Origin of the sequence: Rhodopseudomonas pseudopalustris, from assembly GCF_900110435.1 — a bacterium.
In the GTDB taxonomy this organism is placed as follows: Bacteria; Pseudomonadota; Alphaproteobacteria; order Rhizobiales; family Xanthobacteraceae; genus Rhodopseudomonas; species Rhodopseudomonas pseudopalustris.
The window spans coordinates 261,372-277,924 of sequence record NZ_FODT01000006.1 but is presented as its reverse complement, the minus strand read 5'-3'; the positions used below and the strand labels follow the sequence as shown (position 1 = coordinate 277,924).

At 65.6% G+C, this 16,553-nt stretch carries 14 protein-coding genes; 8 read left to right on the top strand and 6 right to left on the bottom strand.

Annotation, left to right across the window (positions count from 1 at the left end; translation table 11 throughout):
• The first annotated feature begins 312 nt into the window (after positions 1 to 312).
• A complete protein-coding gene (locus BMY71_RS14145) occupies positions 313 to 525 on the top strand; it encodes a hypothetical protein (protein WP_011501191.1) in 213 nt (70 codons plus the stop codon).
• Here BMY71_RS14145 and BMY71_RS14140 read toward each other — a convergent pair whose 3' ends face one another.
• From BMY71_RS14140 to BMY71_RS14125, 4 genes are all read right to left on the bottom strand, one after another.
• Positions 526 to 1,791: an acyl-CoA dehydrogenase family protein gene (locus tag BMY71_RS14140; protein ID WP_092684489.1), complete on the bottom strand. Its 1,266-nt coding sequence runs from the start codon at positions 1,789 to 1,791 to the stop codon at positions 526 to 528.
• A 75-nt stretch (positions 1,792 to 1,866) separates the two neighbouring features.
• Complete coding sequence (locus BMY71_RS14135) at positions 1,867 to 2,211, bottom strand: c-type cytochrome (RefSeq protein WP_049760667.1); 345 nt, start codon at positions 2,209 to 2,211, stop codon at positions 1,867 to 1,869.
• 8 nt (positions 2,212 to 2,219) lie between these two features.
• Entirely contained in the window at positions 2,220 to 2,657 is a 438-nt protein-coding gene (locus BMY71_RS14130) for a hypothetical protein (RefSeq protein WP_041805654.1), read from the bottom strand.
• A gap of 196 nt (positions 2,658 to 2,853) precedes the next feature.
• Positions 2,854 to 4,686 (bottom strand): putative bifunctional diguanylate cyclase/phosphodiesterase, encoded by a 1,833-nt coding sequence (locus tag BMY71_RS14125; RefSeq protein ID WP_092684487.1) that lies wholly within the window; start codon positions 4,684 to 4,686, stop codon positions 2,854 to 2,856.
• 178 nt (positions 4,687 to 4,864) lie between these two features.
• On the opposite strand from BMY71_RS14125, the gene BMY71_RS14120 reads away from it, so the two are divergent.
• Positions 4,865 to 5,707: an SDR family NAD(P)-dependent oxidoreductase gene (locus tag BMY71_RS14120; RefSeq protein ID WP_092684618.1), complete on the top strand. Its 843-nt coding sequence runs from the start codon at positions 4,865 to 4,867 to the stop codon at positions 5,705 to 5,707.
• 25 nt (positions 5,708 to 5,732) lie between these two features.
• Here BMY71_RS14120 and BMY71_RS14115 read toward each other — a convergent pair whose 3' ends face one another.
• Positions 5,733 to 7,112, bottom strand: coding sequence for a cytochrome P450 (locus tag BMY71_RS14115; RefSeq protein ID WP_092684485.1), 1,380 nt, complete (start codon positions 7,110 to 7,112; stop codon positions 5,733 to 5,735).
• A 120-nt stretch (positions 7,113 to 7,232) separates the two neighbouring features.
• Positions 7,233 to 8,630 (bottom strand): adenylate/guanylate cyclase domain-containing protein, encoded by a 1,398-nt coding sequence (locus BMY71_RS14110; protein ID WP_092684483.1) that lies wholly within the window; start codon positions 8,628 to 8,630, stop codon positions 7,233 to 7,235.
• 46 nt (positions 8,631 to 8,676) lie between these two features.
• On the opposite strand from BMY71_RS14110, the gene htpX reads away from it, so the two are divergent.
• The 6 genes from htpX to BMY71_RS14075 all read left to right on the top strand — a co-directional run bounded on the left by htpX (position 8,677) and on the right by BMY71_RS14075 (position 16,368).
• Positions 8,677 to 9,624, top strand: coding sequence for a zinc metalloprotease HtpX (gene htpX, locus BMY71_RS14105; RefSeq protein ID WP_092684481.1), 948 nt, complete (start codon positions 8,677 to 8,679; stop codon positions 9,622 to 9,624).
• A 410-nt stretch (positions 9,625 to 10,034) separates the two neighbouring features.
• The gene (locus BMY71_RS14095) at positions 10,035 to 11,447 is read left to right on the top strand and encodes an MFS transporter (protein WP_092684477.1); all 1,413 of its coding nucleotides are present in this window, start codon (positions 10,035 to 10,037) and stop codon (positions 11,445 to 11,447) included.
• 200 nt (positions 11,448 to 11,647) lie between these two features.
• Positions 11,648 to 12,685 carry a branched-chain amino acid ABC transporter permease gene (locus tag BMY71_RS14090; protein WP_011501201.1) on the top strand — a complete coding sequence of 346 codons (1,038 nt, stop codon included), beginning with the start codon at positions 11,648 to 11,650 and terminating at the stop codon, positions 12,683 to 12,685.
• Positions 12,682 to 14,454 carry a branched-chain amino acid ABC transporter ATP-binding protein/permease gene (locus tag BMY71_RS14085; RefSeq protein ID WP_092684475.1) on the top strand — a complete coding sequence of 591 codons (1,773 nt, stop codon included), beginning with the start codon at positions 12,682 to 12,684 and terminating at the stop codon, positions 14,452 to 14,454. The genes BMY71_RS14090 and BMY71_RS14085 overlap by 4 nt, the downstream gene beginning before the upstream one ends.
• Positions 14,451 to 15,176 carry an ABC transporter ATP-binding protein gene (locus BMY71_RS14080; RefSeq protein WP_011501203.1) on the top strand — a complete coding sequence of 242 codons (726 nt, stop codon included), beginning with the start codon at positions 14,451 to 14,453 and terminating at the stop codon, positions 15,174 to 15,176. Before BMY71_RS14085 ends, BMY71_RS14080 begins: the two co-directional genes overlap by 4 nt.
• A 40-nt stretch (positions 15,177 to 15,216) precedes the next feature.
• On the top strand, positions 15,217 to 16,368 hold the full coding sequence (locus tag BMY71_RS14075) for an ABC transporter substrate-binding protein (RefSeq protein WP_011501204.1): 1,152 nt from the start codon (positions 15,217 to 15,219) through the stop codon (positions 16,366 to 16,368).
• Positions 16,369 to 16,553: the final 185 nt, after the last annotated feature.

Genomic DNA, 16,553 nt, shown 5'->3' with positions numbered 1-16,553 from the left:
GACTGCGTCCACGATCTCGCACGCGTAGCGAACCGGCCCGCGCAAGGGCCGACTCTATCCCGATAGGACAAATGGGAAACAGCCGCCAGTCAGGGGAATTGCTGACATCGGCCATTGGACGAAAGTCATTCGCCGACGCAGCACGATTTTCACCACGGTCCCGCCGCCACGACCTCCGCGATCGAACGTTGCGACCGCGCGTGCTTGTCGAAGCATCGCGCCCTCCGCAGCAGGTGGATGCAGGCGCATCGGTATTCGTACGAGCCCTCAATTTAATCTCTGTGTAACGACGATCCCGGGATAGTCGCCGAGATGGAGATCGGCGCTATGATGATGCAAACGCTTGAAACGACGAATGTGAAGGAAGCCAGGCGGTCGCGTATTGCGCAGTTCAGCGGTCGCGCGGCGACGCTGACGGTGGGCGGTTCTTCCATTACTGGCGTTGTTCGCGCGGTCAAGGAAGACACCACCGGAGACAAGCCGCGCTGGATCGTGACCGTCATCGAGAAGCCGCGACGCGCGTGATTACCCGCCGATCAACGGCTCAGGAGGTATGAAGTGGCAGGCGTTGCGACCGGCTTGTGCGCGCGCGGTCGCCAGTTCGGCCCGCGCGACGACGCGCAGATGCACCTCGTCCGGACCATCGAGAAAGCGCATCGCGCGACCCCAGGTCCACAAATAGGATAACGGCGTATCCGGCGTCAGTCCCATCGCGCCGAACACTTGCATCGCGCGGTCGACAATCCGGGTCTGCAGCCTTGCCGCGACAAGCTTGATCGCAGAGACGTCGACGCGGGCGGCCGCATTGCCTTCGCGGTCCATGCGGTGTGCCGCCCTCAACACCAGAAGTCGCGCCTGATCGATCTCTAGCCGGGATTCCGCGATCCAGTCCTGGATGTTGGCGTAGTCAGCGAGATGCTTGCCGAACGCCTTACGCTCCAGCGCGCGCTCGCACATCAGCTCGAGCGCGACCTCGCACTGGCCGATGGTGCGCATACAGTGATGCACCCGCCCGGGTCCGAGCCGATCTTGCGCCAGTTTGAAGCCTTTGCCCTCCTCGCCGAGCAGGTTCGTGACGGGAACGCGGACGTTTCGAAACAGCACTTCGCAATGGCCCTCGGGCGAGTGATAATGCATCACCGGAATGTTGCGGACGATGCTCAGACCCGGCGTATCCATCGGCACCAGCAGCATCGAATGCCGCTCGGTCGAGTTGGGATCGAGGTGCTCGCCGGTGACGCCCATCACGATCGCAAGTCTGCAGTTCGGATGCGCGGCGCCGGTGATGAACCATTTCCGGCCGTTGACGACGTAGCTGTCGCCATCGCGGGCGATGGTGGTGCGGATGTTGCGCGCATCGGACGAGGCCGCGTCGGGCTCGCTCATCGCAAAGCAGGACCGGATCTCGCCGATCAGCAGCGGCTCCAGCCACTGCCGGCGCTGATCCGGGGTCGCGGCGAGCTGCAGCAGCTCCATATTGCCGGTGTCGGGCGCGCTACAATTGAACACTTCCGGCGACCAGTGCACCCGGCCCATGATCTCGGCGAGCGGCGCATATTCCAGATTAGTCAGGCGCTGCCCGGGATCCTTGTCGCGCAGGCTCGGCAGAAACAGGTTCCAGAGATCTTCGGAGAATGCGCGCGATTTGAGCCGCTCGATCAGCGCGAGCGGGTAACCACCGGCTGCGGTCTCGCGATGCCAAGCGACATTCGCCGGCTCGACGTGAAACCGCATGAAGTCGTTGAGCTGCGCCCGCAGTCGCACGACCCTGTCGCTGAGCTCGAAATCCATGGCGCGGCCTTCAGGCGGTCACACCGCAGAGCGGCGCGATGCGTGGCAGGCTTCGGAAAGTCGGTGCCAAGCCCATCAGTCCCGCTTGAGGCTGAGGATGTAGTGCACGATATCGTCGGCATCGCCGGGCGCGATGATGAAGTTCGGCATGTTGGTGTGGTTCGAGCGCAGGAACACTTTGAGCGACAATTCGGTGGTCGAGGGCATGTTGGCGATGCGCGTGAACGCCGGCCCCTTGCCGCTCGCGGCGTCGCCGCGCTCGACTGCGTGGCACTCGTTGCACCACTGCGCCGCCAGCCTTTGGCCGGCCGTTACCGCTTCCGGCAATGCCGTGCCCCCGGCGCGGTGCGGCCGGATCACCAGCAGCGCCGCGACGATCAGACAGGCGGTTGTCAGCAGGCGGATCGGGCCGAGCGCCATCACCGACGTCAGTGTCGCGCAGTCGACGGCGCGGTAATGTGCTGTTCTTCCCCGAGCGCGTCGAGCGTCACCTTGTTGGCGCAATAGGCCTGGTAGTGCTCCACGAGGGAGCCGTCGGCGATGTCGTGATCGCACTCCGACTTGTGACGGCACAGCGCGCAGACACGTTCGAGATCGCGCATCACCAACGGCTGGGTCCGTGCAATCGCGTTTTCGTCGATGCCGAGCGCCTTCAGAAGCTGCGGCAACTCTTCGACCTTGTGCGGACCCTGGCGGACCAGCTCGTCCAGATCGGCCGAGGTGACGCCGAGATCGTGGGCGATGCGGCCGAATTCGGCGGCGTCGAACTGGCACATCTCTTTGATCTCGCGCCTGTGCTTGAGCCAGTCAGCGAAGGTCTCGATCAATCGTTCGACGAAGGGATAGGGATGCGTGTGGGCAGGCATGGCGCCCTCCAGATTGTCCGGGAGTAGCGCGACCATCGCCGATCAACCGTCGGGTCACATTGCGGTAGATCAAGCCACGTAGCTCGGAAAAGCCGGCGACTGTTGTCGAAGAAAGTGAGTGTGATCAGTGCCTTGCGGGCGGTACGCGGTACGCGCGCCAGCCCCGCGTCCGATGCAGGCAGCTCTGCGCAGCGGACTAACGGCGACCGCCGCTCGATCGCGAAAACACCGGTCGCGGCGCTTCGATCCGGCGGCCATAGGGGGGCGGCCTGCCACTGCTGAACTCCGGCGCCGACGGCTTCAGATCGTCGAGGAAGACCGGCTTCGAGAAGTAATAGCCCTGCGCGTAGCGGATCTTGGTCGCTGCCTGCAGATAGGCCAATTCCTCGAACGTCTCCAGTCCTTCGGCGATCATCGTCATACCCAGCGCTTCGCTCAGGGATTCGATGGCCTTGAGAATGCTCTGGCTGCGCGGGCGCTTGTGAATGTCGGTGATGAAAGAGCGGTCGATCTTGATTTCGTCGGCGGTGATGTCCGCCAGCGCCGACAAGGACGAGTAGCCGATGCCGAAATCGTCGATCGAAATCCCGACGCCGACTTGGCGCAGCAACGGCAGGATCTCGCTTTGGAAGTGATTCTTGGCGACGAAGGCGTCCTCCGTCACCTCGACGATGAAGCGCGACGGGCACTCGGTCGCGGCCAGCGCCGTTGCGAAAGACTGCATGAAATTGTAGTTGCCGGCCTGTTTGGCCGCGACGTTGATACTGATGCTGGCGCCGGCGCCGAAGGTTTCGTTGATCAGATCGATCGACTTCATGATCTCCGCGAGCACCAGATGGGTGAGTTCATCGATCAGCCCGAGCTCGACGGCCAGTTCGACGAAGGTGCCCGGCGCCTGGATCACCCCGTTGTCGTCGCGTAGCCGCACCAATGCCTCGATGCCCTTGATCTCGCGGGTGCGGATATCGACCTTCGGCTGGAACGCACAGCAGAACCGCTTGTCCAGGATCGCCTGGCGCAGCGATTGCTCGATCGACATTCGCTCAAGCGCCTCGCGCTCCATGGCGGTATCGAACATCGCCGCGGCGCCCTTGGTTGCGCTCTTGACCCGGTACATCGCTGTGTCGGCATTCTGACGCAGCGCGTCGAAGCTGCGGCCGTGTTCAGGATACAGGCTGACGCCGGTCGACGCGGAGGCGAATACTTCCGAGCCGTCGATATAGAACGGCGCCTTCAGTCGCCGTAACAGAAAGTCGATGTAGTCGGCGACTTCGCTTTGGCTCTCGATCGGGTTGAGCAGCAGCAGGAACTCGTCGCCGCTGATGCGCGACAGCATGTCGGTCTCGCGCAGCTCGAGCCCGAGCCGTTTGGCGATGCCGACCAGCAGCGCGTCGCCAACGGCGTGGCCGTAGTAATCGTTGATGTGCTTGAAATTGTCGACGTCGAGGAATGCCAGCGCGAAACGGTTCGGCGGCCCCCCGGCCTGCAGCAGCGCGTCCGCCCGGCGTTCGATCACGCTCCGGTTCGGCAGCCCGGTCAGGTCGTCGAAGTAAGCGCGGCGGAACAACTCGTTCTCGATCGCCTTCTGTTCGCTGATGTCGAGCGAGCTCGACAGCAGCAATCGGCGGCTGCCGATCTCGACCGGACGGTGCGCGGTCAGGAAAGTGCGGACGGTTGCACCGTGGCCAGCACGTTCCTCCTTGGTCGCCGGACGGCCGGTTGCGAGCAACGCCACGGCTTCGGCGCGGCGCTGTTCGATCGCCGGATTCAAGGACACCACGCTCGCCGCATGGCCGGATGGCGGTACATTGAGGCGGGATGCGGCGGCATCGTTAACGATCAGGAAGTCGCCGCGGTCATCCAGCACCGTCACCGCTGCGGGGAGGGCGCGGATGATTTCCTCCAGCAGTTGAAGATCGATCGCGTTGTTATCTTCCGGCAAACGATCTTGCGGCGCGGCAATAGCGGCTCCGTCAGCCGCCAATTCTGCCGTCATCTTTGCTGGATAGGATTTTGCTGCGCTGGACATCGCGGCAGAGCATGTCAAGCTTGGCTGTAATATTGGTTAAGTGACAGCCGGAAAACATGCGGCAAACCTGTGTCGCAATCGAATTGAATTGAAGCGCTGCGATTTGTCATTAACAGACGATCAATGAGCAGGCTGAGTGCAGCCGGAAGAGCTGCGCCGCAACCAGGGAGACGACGTGATGGGACGGCTGAATGGCAAGGTTGCGGTGATTACCGGTGCGACCAGCGGCATCGGTTTGCGGACGGCCGAAGTGTTCGTCGCCGAGGGCGCCAGCATCGTCATCGCCGGGCGCCGCGCGCCGGAGGGTGAAGCCCTCGCCGAGAAGCTTGGATCCTCCTGCGTCTTCAGACAGACCGACGTCACCCAGGAAGATCAGATCAAGGCTCTGATCGGGCAGGCGATCGACTCGTTTGGCCGGATCGACTGCCTGTTCAACAATGCCGGCGGGCCGGCCCAGACCGGTGGCATCGAGGGACTCGAGGTCGAGCGGTTCGACGCTGCGATGGCCACGCTGGTCCGCAGCGTCATGCTCGGGATGAAGCATGCCGCGCCGCATATGAAGAAGCAGGGCTCCGGCTCGATCATTAACAACGGCAGCATCGCCGGCCGGCTCGCAGGGTTCTCGTCGTCGGTGGTGTACGGCGCCGCCAAGGCCGCGGTGATCCACCTCACCCGCTGCGTCGCGATGGAGCTCGGAGAGTCCGGCGTCCGCGTCAACAGCATATCGCCCGGCGCGATCGCGACCGGGATCTTCGGCAAGGCGCTCGGCCTTACCGTCGATGCCGCAGAAAAAACCTCGGCGACGATGCGCGAGATTTACAAGACCGCGCAGCCGATCCAGCGGGCGGGGTTGCCGGAGGACATCGCTCAGGCCGCGGTATTCCTCGCCAGCGACGAGTCCGGCTTCATCAACGGGCACGACCTCGTGATCGACGGCGGCATTACCGGCGGCCGCAACTGGACGCAGCAGCAGCAGGGCTACGTCGCGCTACGTAAGGCGTTCGACCATGGCGAAGGCTGATGCCTCGCGTGTTTTTACGACCAAGTCAGTGTAGCGGTGTGACGTTCACCCGCAGCCCGTCCTTCGGCTTCGGGATCGGCCACATCTGCCACGACGACTGGTAGTTCGCCGGCAGGCCGAGGTTGAGGTTCTGCAACAGATGCACCGCGAAGCACTTCGCCTGCATATAGGCGAAGTTCAGCCCGAGGCACATATGCGCACCGCCGCCATAGGGAATCCAGGCGAAGCGGTGGCGGCCGCGCTGGGCCTCGTCGGTGAAGCGCAACGGATCGAACCGGTCCGGCTCGGGCCAGATTTCCGGCATGTGGTGGGTGTGCAGCGGATTGATCGCGATCATGGTGCCGGCGGGAATTGCGAAGCCCCGGAAGCTGAACTCGCGGGTGGCGCGGCGCGGCAGCGACGGCACCGGCGGTCGCAGCCGCATTGCTTCCTTGAACGCCATCTCGGTCAGCGGCAGCGCGTCGAGCTGCTCGAACGATATCGGCTCGCCGGGCTTGAGGCCCAGCGCCGCAATCTCCGCGCGCAGCCGCTGCTGCCATTCCGGGTCGGCCGCGAGCGCGGCGACGAACGAGGTCAGCGACGATGTCAGCGTGTCGTGCGCGGCCATCATCAGGAAACTCATGTGGTCGATGATGTCTTGCGTCGACAGCAATGCGCCGTCCTCATGGGTGGCGCGGCAGAGCTGCGAGAACAGATCGTCGCCGCCCTTGGCGCGGCGGATCGGGATCTGCTCGGAGAAATAAGCGACGATCCGCTTGCGGCCTTTGACGCCCCGCGCCATTGCGGTGCCCGGCCAGGGCTTGCGGATCGGCGCGACCGAGGCTGCGACCATGTCGACGAAGGCGGCGTTGATCTCCGCGGTCTCGGCGCCGATCGCGGTGCCGAGAAACGAGGTCGCGGCGAGGTCGAGCGTGAGCCGCTTCATTTCCGGATAGCACAGCATCTCGCCGGGCTGCGCCCGCCATTGCGCCACCCGCCGCGCGATTCCGCTGTTGAGTTCGGCAAGATAGGATTGCATCGGCCCGGCCTTGAAGGCCACCGATAGCGCGCGCCGGTGCAGCCGGTGTTCCTCGAAATCGAGCATCATCAGTCCGCGGGGAAACAGCAGTCCGAGGATCGATCCCCAGCCATGGGTCGAGGAGAACAGCTTGGTATTGTCGAACAGCACCAGCTCGTTGGCCTCGGGGCCCAGCAGCGTGATGCTGGTTTCGCCGAGCACCCGGCTGCGATAGACCGGACCATAGGTCCGCCCCATCATCTGGACCTGGCCCTTCGGATCGGCGAGCACTTCGAGCGTGCGGCCGATGATCGGCCAGCCTTCGTCGCCGGGGATGTGGGCGAGCGCGCTGCGCGGCGGCGCGATCGGCGTTGCGACGAGCGATGAGTCCGCGACCTGGATCGACATGGGGCCTCCCTCGGCAATGGAACGGCCGTGCGGAGGTTGGCCTCCGTTCGCAGGCTCGTTGTAGTTGAAAATAGGTGGCGATTGCTCGGCTTGGCAAGGCCTAACTGGGACGTCGTTCAGTTATGATGCGGCTGTTTGTGACCGAAACGCCGAGGTTCCGCGTGGGCTCAGAATCGTCATCGGCGCAGCGACGCCGCGCAGCGGATAGTCGCCGAGCGTTTCTAGCGGTACACTGATATGGTTGGCCGCCGCCGCGGTGATCAGGATGTTGCGGCCGATAGTTTTTTGCAGCGCCTCGACGCGGCTGGCCTCATTGACCGCTGGCCCAATCACCGTGAAGTCGAGCCGATCCGGCGCGCCGATATTGCCGAAGAACACTTCGCCCTCGTGCACTGCAATGCCAGCGCGGAGCGGACGCCAGCCTTCGACCTCGGCCAGTCGCCCCGGCGGCTCGGCGTTCAGTCGGGCGAGGCCGGCTTGCGCCGTTTCGGCGGCCGCGAGCGCGGCGTTGCCGGCGGTGCAGCCGTCGGCGCCGAGCGGAAAAACCGCGAGCAGGCCGTCGCCGATGAATTTCAGCACTTCGCCGCCCTGCGCCAGCACGCTGTCGGCAAAGATCTCGAAGTAAGCGTTCAGCAGCGCGACCATGTCGGCGCCGCTGAGCCGGTCGGACAGGTCGGTGAAGCCGCGCAGGTCCGAGACCCAGATGATCGCGCGGATCGGCTCGCCGCCGCCGCGCTTGATGTCGCCGCTCAGCACCTTGGCGGCTGCGACCGGGCCGAGATAGGCGCCGAGCGCGTTGGTCGCGATTCGCAGCGCGATGTGGCGCTCGACATGCAACGCGAACAGCACCAGCAGCCGCTCGATCTGCGCAATATGATCGTCGCTGAAGCCGCCGGGACGTGCCGTCGCCAGCGTCATCACATGGCGGAAGCCCGCGCTGCCCATCGGTATCGCCAGATACTCGGTATAACCGCCGGCTGCGAGGTCCCGCATGATCGGGAATTCCGCCTGCGCCTCCGCGCCTTGCGGATTGCGCCGCAACGCCGCGCCTGTCGTGAAGATTTGCGCCAGCGGGTTGAGCTTGAACGCGTCGGTCTCGACCGTCGATTGCTGCACCTGAACCTCGTCGCACAGCCCGTCGGAGGCGCGCCAGTTCCAGGCGAAGCCGAGCAGCTGCGGATGCAGCGTGCCGATATGCAACGTGGCGCGATGCACCGGCAGACCGGCGGCGTTGATCCGCCACAGGAAGGTTTCGAAGGTCAGCAGCAACTCGCTTTCGGCTGCAGCTTCCAGCAGAAGCCAGCGTTCAACGTCGTCGAGCGTCCCGCTCGCTGGCGCGCAGGACGCGCCGCGCTGGCTGCGTTGAACAATGGTCACTCCGGGCGGGTAGGCCCGGACGGATTCGGGTGGGGCGGAGGGGTCGGTCACCGCGACAATCTGGCCTGCGATTGCGGCGGCGGCAAGCCGCGACGCGCTGCCGCACGGAACGATCTTGTTCGAGGCCCGGGAGTTACCCATTTCACGATTGTGTTATCCCGTTTCGTGCGGGGGCAGGAGGAGGACCATGAGTTACTTCAAAACCGCGATGTTGCTCGCCGGCTTGACCGCGCTGTTCATGGGCATCGGTTATCTGATCGGCGGCGCCAGTGGCGCGTTGATCGCGCTGGTCGTCGCCGCGGCGATGAACGTCTTCACCTACTGGAATTCCGACCGGATGGTGCTGTCGATGTACGGCGCGCAGGAGGTCGACGCGCGCAGTGCGCCTGATCTGGTGCGGATGGTCGCCGAACTCGCCGGCCGCGCCGGCCTGCCGATGCCGCGCGTGTTCATCATGGACAACCCGCAGCCGAACGCTTTCGCCACCGGCCGCAATCCGGAGAATGCCGCCGTCGCCGTCACCACCGGCCTGATGCAGCAGCTCAGCCGCGAAGAACTCGCAGGCGTGATCGCGCACGAGCTGGCGCATGTGAAGAACCACGACACGCTGCTGATGACCATCACCGCGACGATCGCCGGTGCGATCTCGATGGTGGCGCAGTTCGGCATGTTCTTCGGCGGCAACCGCGAGAACAACAACGGCCCCGGCCTGATCGGTTCGCTGGCGCTGATGATCCTCGCGCCGCTCGGCGCCATGCTGGTGCAGATGGCGATCAGCCGGACCCGCGAATACGCCGCCGACGAGATGGGCGCGCGGATCTGCGGCCAGCCGATGTGGCTCGCCTCGGCGCTCGGCCGGATCGATGCCGCCGCGCATCAGGTGCCGAACGTCGACGCCGAACGCGCGCCGGCGACCGCGCATATGTTCATCATCAACCCGCTGTCGGGGCAGGGGATGGACAATCTGTTCGCGACCCATCCCTCGACGCAGAACCGGATCGCTGCGCTGCAGCGCCTCACCGGCGAGATCGGAGGCGGTGGCGCGAGCATCGGTCGGCCCGCCGGCCCGTCGCCGCGCGGCGCTCCGCGTAGTCCGTGGAGTGGTCAGCCGCGCGCGCGGGGGCCCTGGGGTTGAGGATCGAGGTCGGCCCTGAGCGCCAGTCCAGGAATCGGACAAAGACAATATGAGCCGGTTGTCGCTGATCTGCTCCGGCATTCCAGAACAGAAGGCAGAAGGTCCCGGTCCTGATGTGGCTGTCGAGCCGGGACCTTCTCGATTGTTCTGACGCGCGTCGCCCAGGCGCGCGGATTTCGCGTTGACAGGGCTGCGGCCCGTTCCGCAAACTCTCAACCATTGATGCTTGGGTCGGTCGCGTAGCCGGCTCGCAAGATTTGTTTTGAATTGTTTTCCGGATCGGTTCCGGTCCGCATTCGGCGCGCCGGCGTGATCCGACGATTCATAATGGTTACCAGCCAGGTAATCGACCCGATGACGACGGGCTGCAACGTTCCCGACACCGCAGCCGATTGCCCAGGATCGTCGCCATGCATCAGACCCTTGCCGCCGCCGATTCCTCGCGCCGTTGGCGGGTGCTGGCGATCGTCGTCGCCGCGCAGTTCATGTTCGGGGTGGACTCCTTCATCGTCAACGTCGCGATCCCGACGATCTCGACCGAACTGAATGCGTCGTCGTCGCAGATCGAGGCGGTGATCGCGATCTATCTGATCGGCTATGCGACGTTGATCGTCACCGGCGGCCGGCTCGGCGATATCTACGGGACCAAGACGGTGTTTCTCGCCGGCGTGTTCGGTTTCACGCTGACCTCGCTGTGGTGCGGGCTGGCGCAATCCGGCCCCGAGCTGATCCTGGCGCGGCTGGCGCAGGGCGCTACCGCGGCGCTGATGGTGCCGCAGGTGCTGGCGACGCTGCACGTCCTGTTTCCCGACGCCGACCGCGCCAAAGCTTTCGCGATCTACGGGATCGTCCTCGGCCTCGCCGGCGCGGCCGGCTTCGCGCTCGGCGGCCTGTTGGTGACGCTCGATCTCGGCGGCTACGGCTGGCGATCGATCTTCTTCGTCAATATCCCGGTCGGGCTGGTCATTCTCGCCGCCGCGGCGTGGGTGGTTCCGCAGGCGCCGCGTCGTCCCGCTACGCGGCTCGATCTGCCGGGCGCGGTGATTCTGTTCACCGGATTGCTGTGCGTGATCGGCCCGCTGCTGTTCGGCCGCGAGGTCGACTGGGCGGGGTGGATCTGGCTGGTGATCGCCGGAGGCGTCGCCATCGTGCTGTTGTTCCTGCGCTACGAGCGGGCGCTCGCCGCGCGCGGCGGCATGCCGTTGATCGATCTCGGCCTGCTCGCCGATCCGGCCTTCATGCGCGGGCTCGGCGCAGTGTTCCTTTTCTTCTTCGCCAACCAGTCGTTCTATCTGGTGGTGACGCTGTACATGCAGATGGTGCTGAAGATTCCGCCGTTGCCGGCCGGGCTGGTATTCCTGCCGCTGGCTCTGGCTTTCGTGATCGCGTCGCGGCACTCCGGCGCGCGTGCCCGGCGGCGCGGCACGCTGGTGCTGATCGAAGGCTGCCTGCTGCAGATCGCCGGCCTCGCGCTCGTCGCGCTGACAGTCGCCCTCATCGCAGCGCCGACGCCGTTCATGCTGGCGCTGGCGCTGATCGTGGTCGGTTACGGTCAGGGGCTGGTGATGGCGCCGCTGTCCGGCGCGGTGCTGTCGACGGTGCAGGCGACCAGCGCCGGCTCCGGGGCCGGCCTCTACGGAACCACCACCCAGATCTCCAGCGCAGCCGGCATCGCCGCGATCGGATCGATCTACTTCGCGCTGGCGGAAGCCTCCTCCGGCCGCTTCGCGCTGCTGGTCGCTCTGGCATTGATCGCCGGCTCGGTCGCCGGCAGCGCTATTTTGCTGCGGTGGATGCGACGGGCGACTTTGGTCCCATCGTAGGGGATGCTTCGCTTTCATTCGGTGGGCTAGGCTTCGGCGTCGCGCGTCGGGGGATCGCGCGGCCGCACGTCGCCGTCCGCAGTCGATTTGCCCGCATTCACGTCAGAACCCCCTTGAATTAAACGAGCGGTTGGTTAATTTTACCAGCCGTAGCGAAAACCGGGCCGTTCAAGCGCCCGGGTCGCATCGGGGGAGGACGCGTGGACACCACGATATTCCTGTTTCTATTGCAGGACGGCATCATCAACGGTGCGGTCTATGCGTTGGTTGCCATTGCGTTGGTGCTGGTGTTCGCGGTCACGCGCGTCATCCTGGTGCCCCAGGGCGAATTCGTCGCGTTCACCGCGCTGACGATCGCCGCGCTGGAGAACGGCGTCGCGCCGGCGACGCCGTGGCTGCTGCTGGCGCTTGGCGGCCTCGCCGCATTGTCCGAACTGATCCGCCATTTCCGCGACCTGACGCTGCGCCGCGTGGCACGGATCGCGCTGTTCGATCTGGCGCTGCCGATCGCGCTGCTGCTGCTGACGCGATGGATCGCCCCGATGAAGATCGGGCAGGTCGGCAGCATCCTGCTCGCGGTGGCGCTGATCACCCCGATGGGGCCGATGCTGTATCGCATCGCGTTTGAACCGATCGCGCATTCCAGCGTGCTGGTGCTGCTGATGGCGTCGTTCGGCGTACACTTTTCGCTGATGGGGCTGGGCCTTCTGTTCTTCGGCCCAGAAGGCACCGGCACCACGCCGTTATCGTCGCAATCATTTTCGCTCGGCGAGCTTCTGATCACCGGGCAGAGCGTCGCGGTGCTCATCGTCACCGCCGTGCTGCTGTTGCTGTTCGCGCTGTTCTTCGGACGCACCTTGCTCGGCAAGGCGTTGCGGGCTTGTTCTTCGAACCGCACCGGCGCGCGGCTGGTCGGCATCCCGATTTCGGCCGCGGGCCAGATCGCATTCGCGCTCGCCGCGCTGATCGGCGCGGTGTCCGGCGCGCTGGTCGGGCCGCTGATGACGGTGGCCTACGATTCCGGCTTCCTGATCGGGCTGAAAGCATTCGTCGCCGCCATTCTCGGCGGGCTGGTGAGCTATCCGCTGACCGTGCTGGCAGCGCTCACCGTCGGCTTCGCCGAGGCGCTGTTTTCGTTCTGGGCCAGTAACTTCAAGGAAGTGCTGGTGTTCACCCTGATCATTCCGGTGCTGGCCTGGCGCTCGCTGGTCGCGCCGCATGCCGAGGAAGCGGAATGAAGCGGCACGCGCCCCGGCTGATCCGCGCGGCCTCAGCCGCTGCGATCCTGATTCTTCCGTTTACCGGGCTGATGCCGGACTACTGGATCACGCTGTTCAACTATATCGGCATTTCCAGCCTGGTCGCGATCGGTCTGGTGCTGCTCACCGGGGTCGGCGGCATGACCTCGTTCGGCCAGGCTGCGTTCGTCGGCTTCGGCGCCTACACCACCGGCGTGCTGACGGTGTATTACGGCGTCTCGCCATGGCTGACGCTGCCGGCGGCGATCGCCGTCACCATGGTGGCGGCGCTGCTGGTCGGCGCGATCACGGTGCGGCTATCAGGCCATTATCTGCCGCTCGGCACCATCGCCTGGGGCATCGCGTTCTTCTATCTGTTCGGCAATATGAGCTGGCTCGGGGCTCATGACGGCCTACCGGGGATTCCGGCGCTGCAGATCGGCGGCTACGCGCTGATCCAGCCGCGCGACTACTTCGTGGTGGTCTGGATCGCGGTGGTGCTGGCGGTGATCGCGACCCAGAATCTGCTGAGCGGCCGGGTCGGCCGCGCGGTGCGGGCGCTCCGCCGCAGCACCCGCGCCGCCGAGGCGTTCGGCGTCAACACCGCCGGCGCCAAATTGTTGGTGTTCGTCTATGCGGCGATGCTGGCGGGCCTCGCCGGCTGGCTCTACGCGCATTTCCAGCGCTCGGTGTCGCCGGGGCCGTTTGGCATCACCGCCGGCACCGAATATCTGCTGATGGCCGTGCTCGGCGGCGCCGGCCGGGTCTACGGCGCAATTCTCGGCGCCGCGGGCATCACCTTTCTGCGCGATCAGTTGCAGGACTGGCTGCCCAAGCTGCTCGGTCACACCGGCAATTTTGAGATCATCGCGTTCGGCGCGGTGCTGGTGCTTCTCCTGCAGACCGCGCCGGGCGGGCTGTGGCCGATCCTGTTCGGGCCGCCGCCTGCGCCGAAGCTGCCGCCACCTCCGGACGGCGACCGCCTCCCGGTGCGCGCGCTGCCGCCGCCCGGCACGCCGCTGCTGCAGGCCGATCAGGCGCGCAAGACCTTCGGCGGTCTGGTCGCGGTCAACGATGTGTCCTTCGAGGTCGACAGCGGCCGCATCATCGACCTGATCGGACCGAACGGCGCCGGCAAGAGCACGACGTTCAACCTGATCACCGGCGTGCTGCCGCTGACGTCCGGCCAGATCGAGTTCGAAGGCCATCCACTCGAGGCGCAGACGCCGCGGCGCGCGGCGTTGCTCGGATTGGGCCGCACCTTCCAGCACGTCGAAATCGTCGCCGACATGAGCGTCATCGAGAACGTCGCGCTCGGCGCCAATCTGCGCGGACAGGCCGGCGCGCTGCGCGCGATCTTCCGGCTTGACCGAGCCGAGGAGGCGCTGCTGCTCGACAGTGCGATGCGGGCGCTCGCGCGAGTGGGCCTCGCGGATCTCGCTCATGAGCCGGCCGGCACGCTGGCGCTCGGCCAGCTTCGTCTGGTCGAGGTCGCGCGCGCGCTTTGCCTCGAGCCGGTGCTGCTGCTGCTCGACGAACCGGCCGCCGGCCTGCGCGTTGGCGAGAAGAAGGCGCTGGCCAGGCTGTTGCGCGAAGTCAGGGCCGAAGGCATCAGCGTTCTGCTGGTCGAGCACGACATGGATTTCGTCATGAGCCTCGCCGATCGGCTGGTGGTACTCGACTTCGGCACCAAGATTGCCGAAGGCATTCCGGCCGCGATCCGCCAGGATCCGGCGGTGCTCGAGGCCTATCTCGGAGGCGTGTCGTGACCGCGGGCCTCCTCGATGTCCGGAATGTCAGCGTGGCCTATGGCCGCGCAGAGGTGGTGCACGACGTCTCGATCAAGGTCGACGAAGGCGCGCTGGTCACCGTGATCGGCGCCAACGGCGCCGGCAAGACCACGCTGCTCAACGCCATCATGGGCCTGTTGAAGGCGCGCGGACGGATCGACTTCCGCGGCCGTGACGTCAGCGGCGTCATGCTGGAGTCGCGGGTCAAGGCCGGGCTCTGCCTGGTGCCGGAGCGGCGCGAGCTGTTCGCCGACATGGCGGTCGAGGACAATCTGCTGCTCGGCGGTTTCCGCAGGACACGCGCCGAACGCAACCAGACCATCGAGGAGATCTACGCGCGGCTGCCGCGGCTGAAGGAGCGGCGCGAGCAGCTCGCCGGCACGCTGAGCGGCGGCGAGCGGCAGATGCTGGCGATGGGGCGGGCGCTGATGGCGCGACCGACCTTGCTGATGCTCGACGAGCCGAGCCTCGGGCTTGCGCCGCGGATCGTGCGCGATGTGTTTCACATCCTGACTGATTTGCGCAAAACCGGCGTGTCGATCCTGCTGGTCGAGCAGAATGCCCGCGCGGCGCTGGAAGTCGCGGACTATGCCTATGTCATGGAGCTCGGCGCGATCACCAAGCAGGGCTCTCCGGCGGATATCGCCCAGGATCCGAGACTGGTCGAAAGCTATCTCGGCCTCGGCGGTCACGATTACTAACGACAACAAACCTGACGACAACAAACGGAGGAGGACGTCGATGCAACAGACCAAGACACTGATCGTCGCGCTGGCGACGATGCTGGCGGGCGTCACCGCGGCGCAAGCGGAAATCAAGATCGGTATCACCATGAGCGCGTCCGGCCCCGGCGCCGCGCTCGGCCAGCCGCAGTCGAAGACGGTGGCGGCGCTACCCAAGGAAATCGGCGGCGAGAAGGTCACCTACTTCGCGCTTGACGACGAATCCGATCCGACCAAGGCCGCGCAGAACGCCCGCAAGCTGCTCTCGGAGGAAAAGGTCGATGTGCTGATCGGCTCGTCGCTGACCCCGGTCAGCCTGCCGCTGATCGACATCGCCGCCGAAGCCAAGACGCCGCTGATGACGATGGCGGCCGCCGCGATCCTGGTCGCGCCGATGGATGACCGCCGCAAATGGGTCTACAAGGTGGTGCCGAACGACGACATCATGGCGGAGGCGATCGGCAAGTACATCGCCAAGACCGGCGCCAAGAAGGTCGGCTATATCGGTTTCTCGGACGCTTACGGCGAGGGCTACTACAAGGTGCTGGCCGCCGCCGCGCCGAAACTCGGCTTCGAACTCACCACCCATGAGGTCTATGCCCGCAGCGACGCCAGCGTCACCGGTCAGGTGCTGAAGATCATCGCGACCAAGCCCGACGCTGTGTTCATCGCGGCCGCCGGCACGCCGGCGGTGCTGCCCCAGAAGGCGTTGCGCGAGCGCGGCTTCAAGGGACCGATCTATCAGACCCACGGCGTCGCCACTGAAGAGTTCATCAAGCTCGGCGGCAAGGACGTCGAAGGCGCGATCTTCGCCGGCGAGGCTTTCAGCGGCGCCGAGGACATGCCGGCCGACAGCCCGTTCCGCAAGGTCAAGGCGCGCTTCGTCGACGCCTACAAGGCCGCCAATGGCGGCGCGTCGCCGACCATCTTCGGCGTGCATCTGTGGGACTCGGTGACGCTGGTCGAGAACGCGATCCCGGCAGCGCTCAAGGTCGCCAAGCCCGGCACGCCGGAATTCCGTGCTGCGATCCGCGACCAGATCGAGAAGTCGAAGGATCTCGCGCTCAACAACGGCCTGTCGAACATGACGCCCGACAACCACAATGGCTACGACGAACGATCCGCCGTCCTGATCGAAATCCGCGACGGCGCGTTCCGGTTGAAGCAATAGTAACCATCGTCGTCATTCCGGGGCGCGCGTAGCGCGAACCCGGAATCTCTCTTGGCTACAATTTCTGGATTCCGGGTTCGCGCAGCTTTGCTGCGCGCCCCGGAATGACTTGTTAGTCGAGGCGCCCAAGCTCCTCTCCCCCTTGCGGGGAGGGGTCGGGGGTGGGGGTCCCCAGGCACTGTGCT

Excerpts from the sequence above, each read along its gene's own strand:
- htpX (WP_092684481.1), top strand. The coding sequence starts at position 8,677 with ATGAGTTACTTCAAAACCGCGATGTTGCTCGCCGGCTTGACCGCGCTG.
- BMY71_RS14135 (WP_049760667.1), bottom strand. The coding sequence starts at position 2,211 with ATGGCGCTCGGCCCGATCCGCCTGCTGACAACCGCCTGTCTGATCGTC.
- BMY71_RS14085 (WP_092684475.1), top strand. The coding sequence starts at position 12,682 with ATGAAGCGGCACGCGCCCCGGCTGATCCGCGCGGCCTCAGCCGCTGCG.
- BMY71_RS14075 (WP_011501204.1), top strand. The coding sequence starts at position 15,217 with ATGCAACAGACCAAGACACTGATCGTCGCGCTGGCGACGATGCTGGCG.
- BMY71_RS14140 (WP_092684489.1), bottom strand. The coding sequence starts at position 1,791 with ATGGATTTCGAGCTCAGCGACAGGGTCGTGCGACTGCGGGCGCAGCTC.
- BMY71_RS14095 (WP_092684477.1), top strand. The coding sequence starts at position 10,035 with ATGCATCAGACCCTTGCCGCCGCCGATTCCTCGCGCCGTTGGCGGGTG.
- BMY71_RS14125 (WP_092684487.1), bottom strand. The coding sequence starts at position 4,686 with ATGTCCAGCGCAGCAAAATCCTATCCAGCAAAGATGACGGCAGAATTG.
- BMY71_RS14115 (WP_092684485.1), bottom strand. The coding sequence starts at position 7,112 with ATGTCGATCCAGGTCGCGGACTCATCGCTCGTCGCAACGCCGATCGCG.
- BMY71_RS14120 (WP_092684618.1), top strand. The coding sequence starts at position 4,865 with ATGGGACGGCTGAATGGCAAGGTTGCGGTGATTACCGGTGCGACCAGC.
- BMY71_RS14110 (WP_092684483.1), bottom strand. The coding sequence starts at position 8,630 with ATGGGTAACTCCCGGGCCTCGAACAAGATCGTTCCGTGCGGCAGCGCG.
- BMY71_RS14145 (WP_011501191.1), top strand. The coding sequence starts at position 313 with ATGGAGATCGGCGCTATGATGATGCAAACGCTTGAAACGACGAATGTG.
- BMY71_RS14130 (WP_041805654.1), bottom strand. The coding sequence starts at position 2,657 with ATGCCTGCCCACACGCATCCCTATCCCTTCGTCGAACGATTGATCGAG.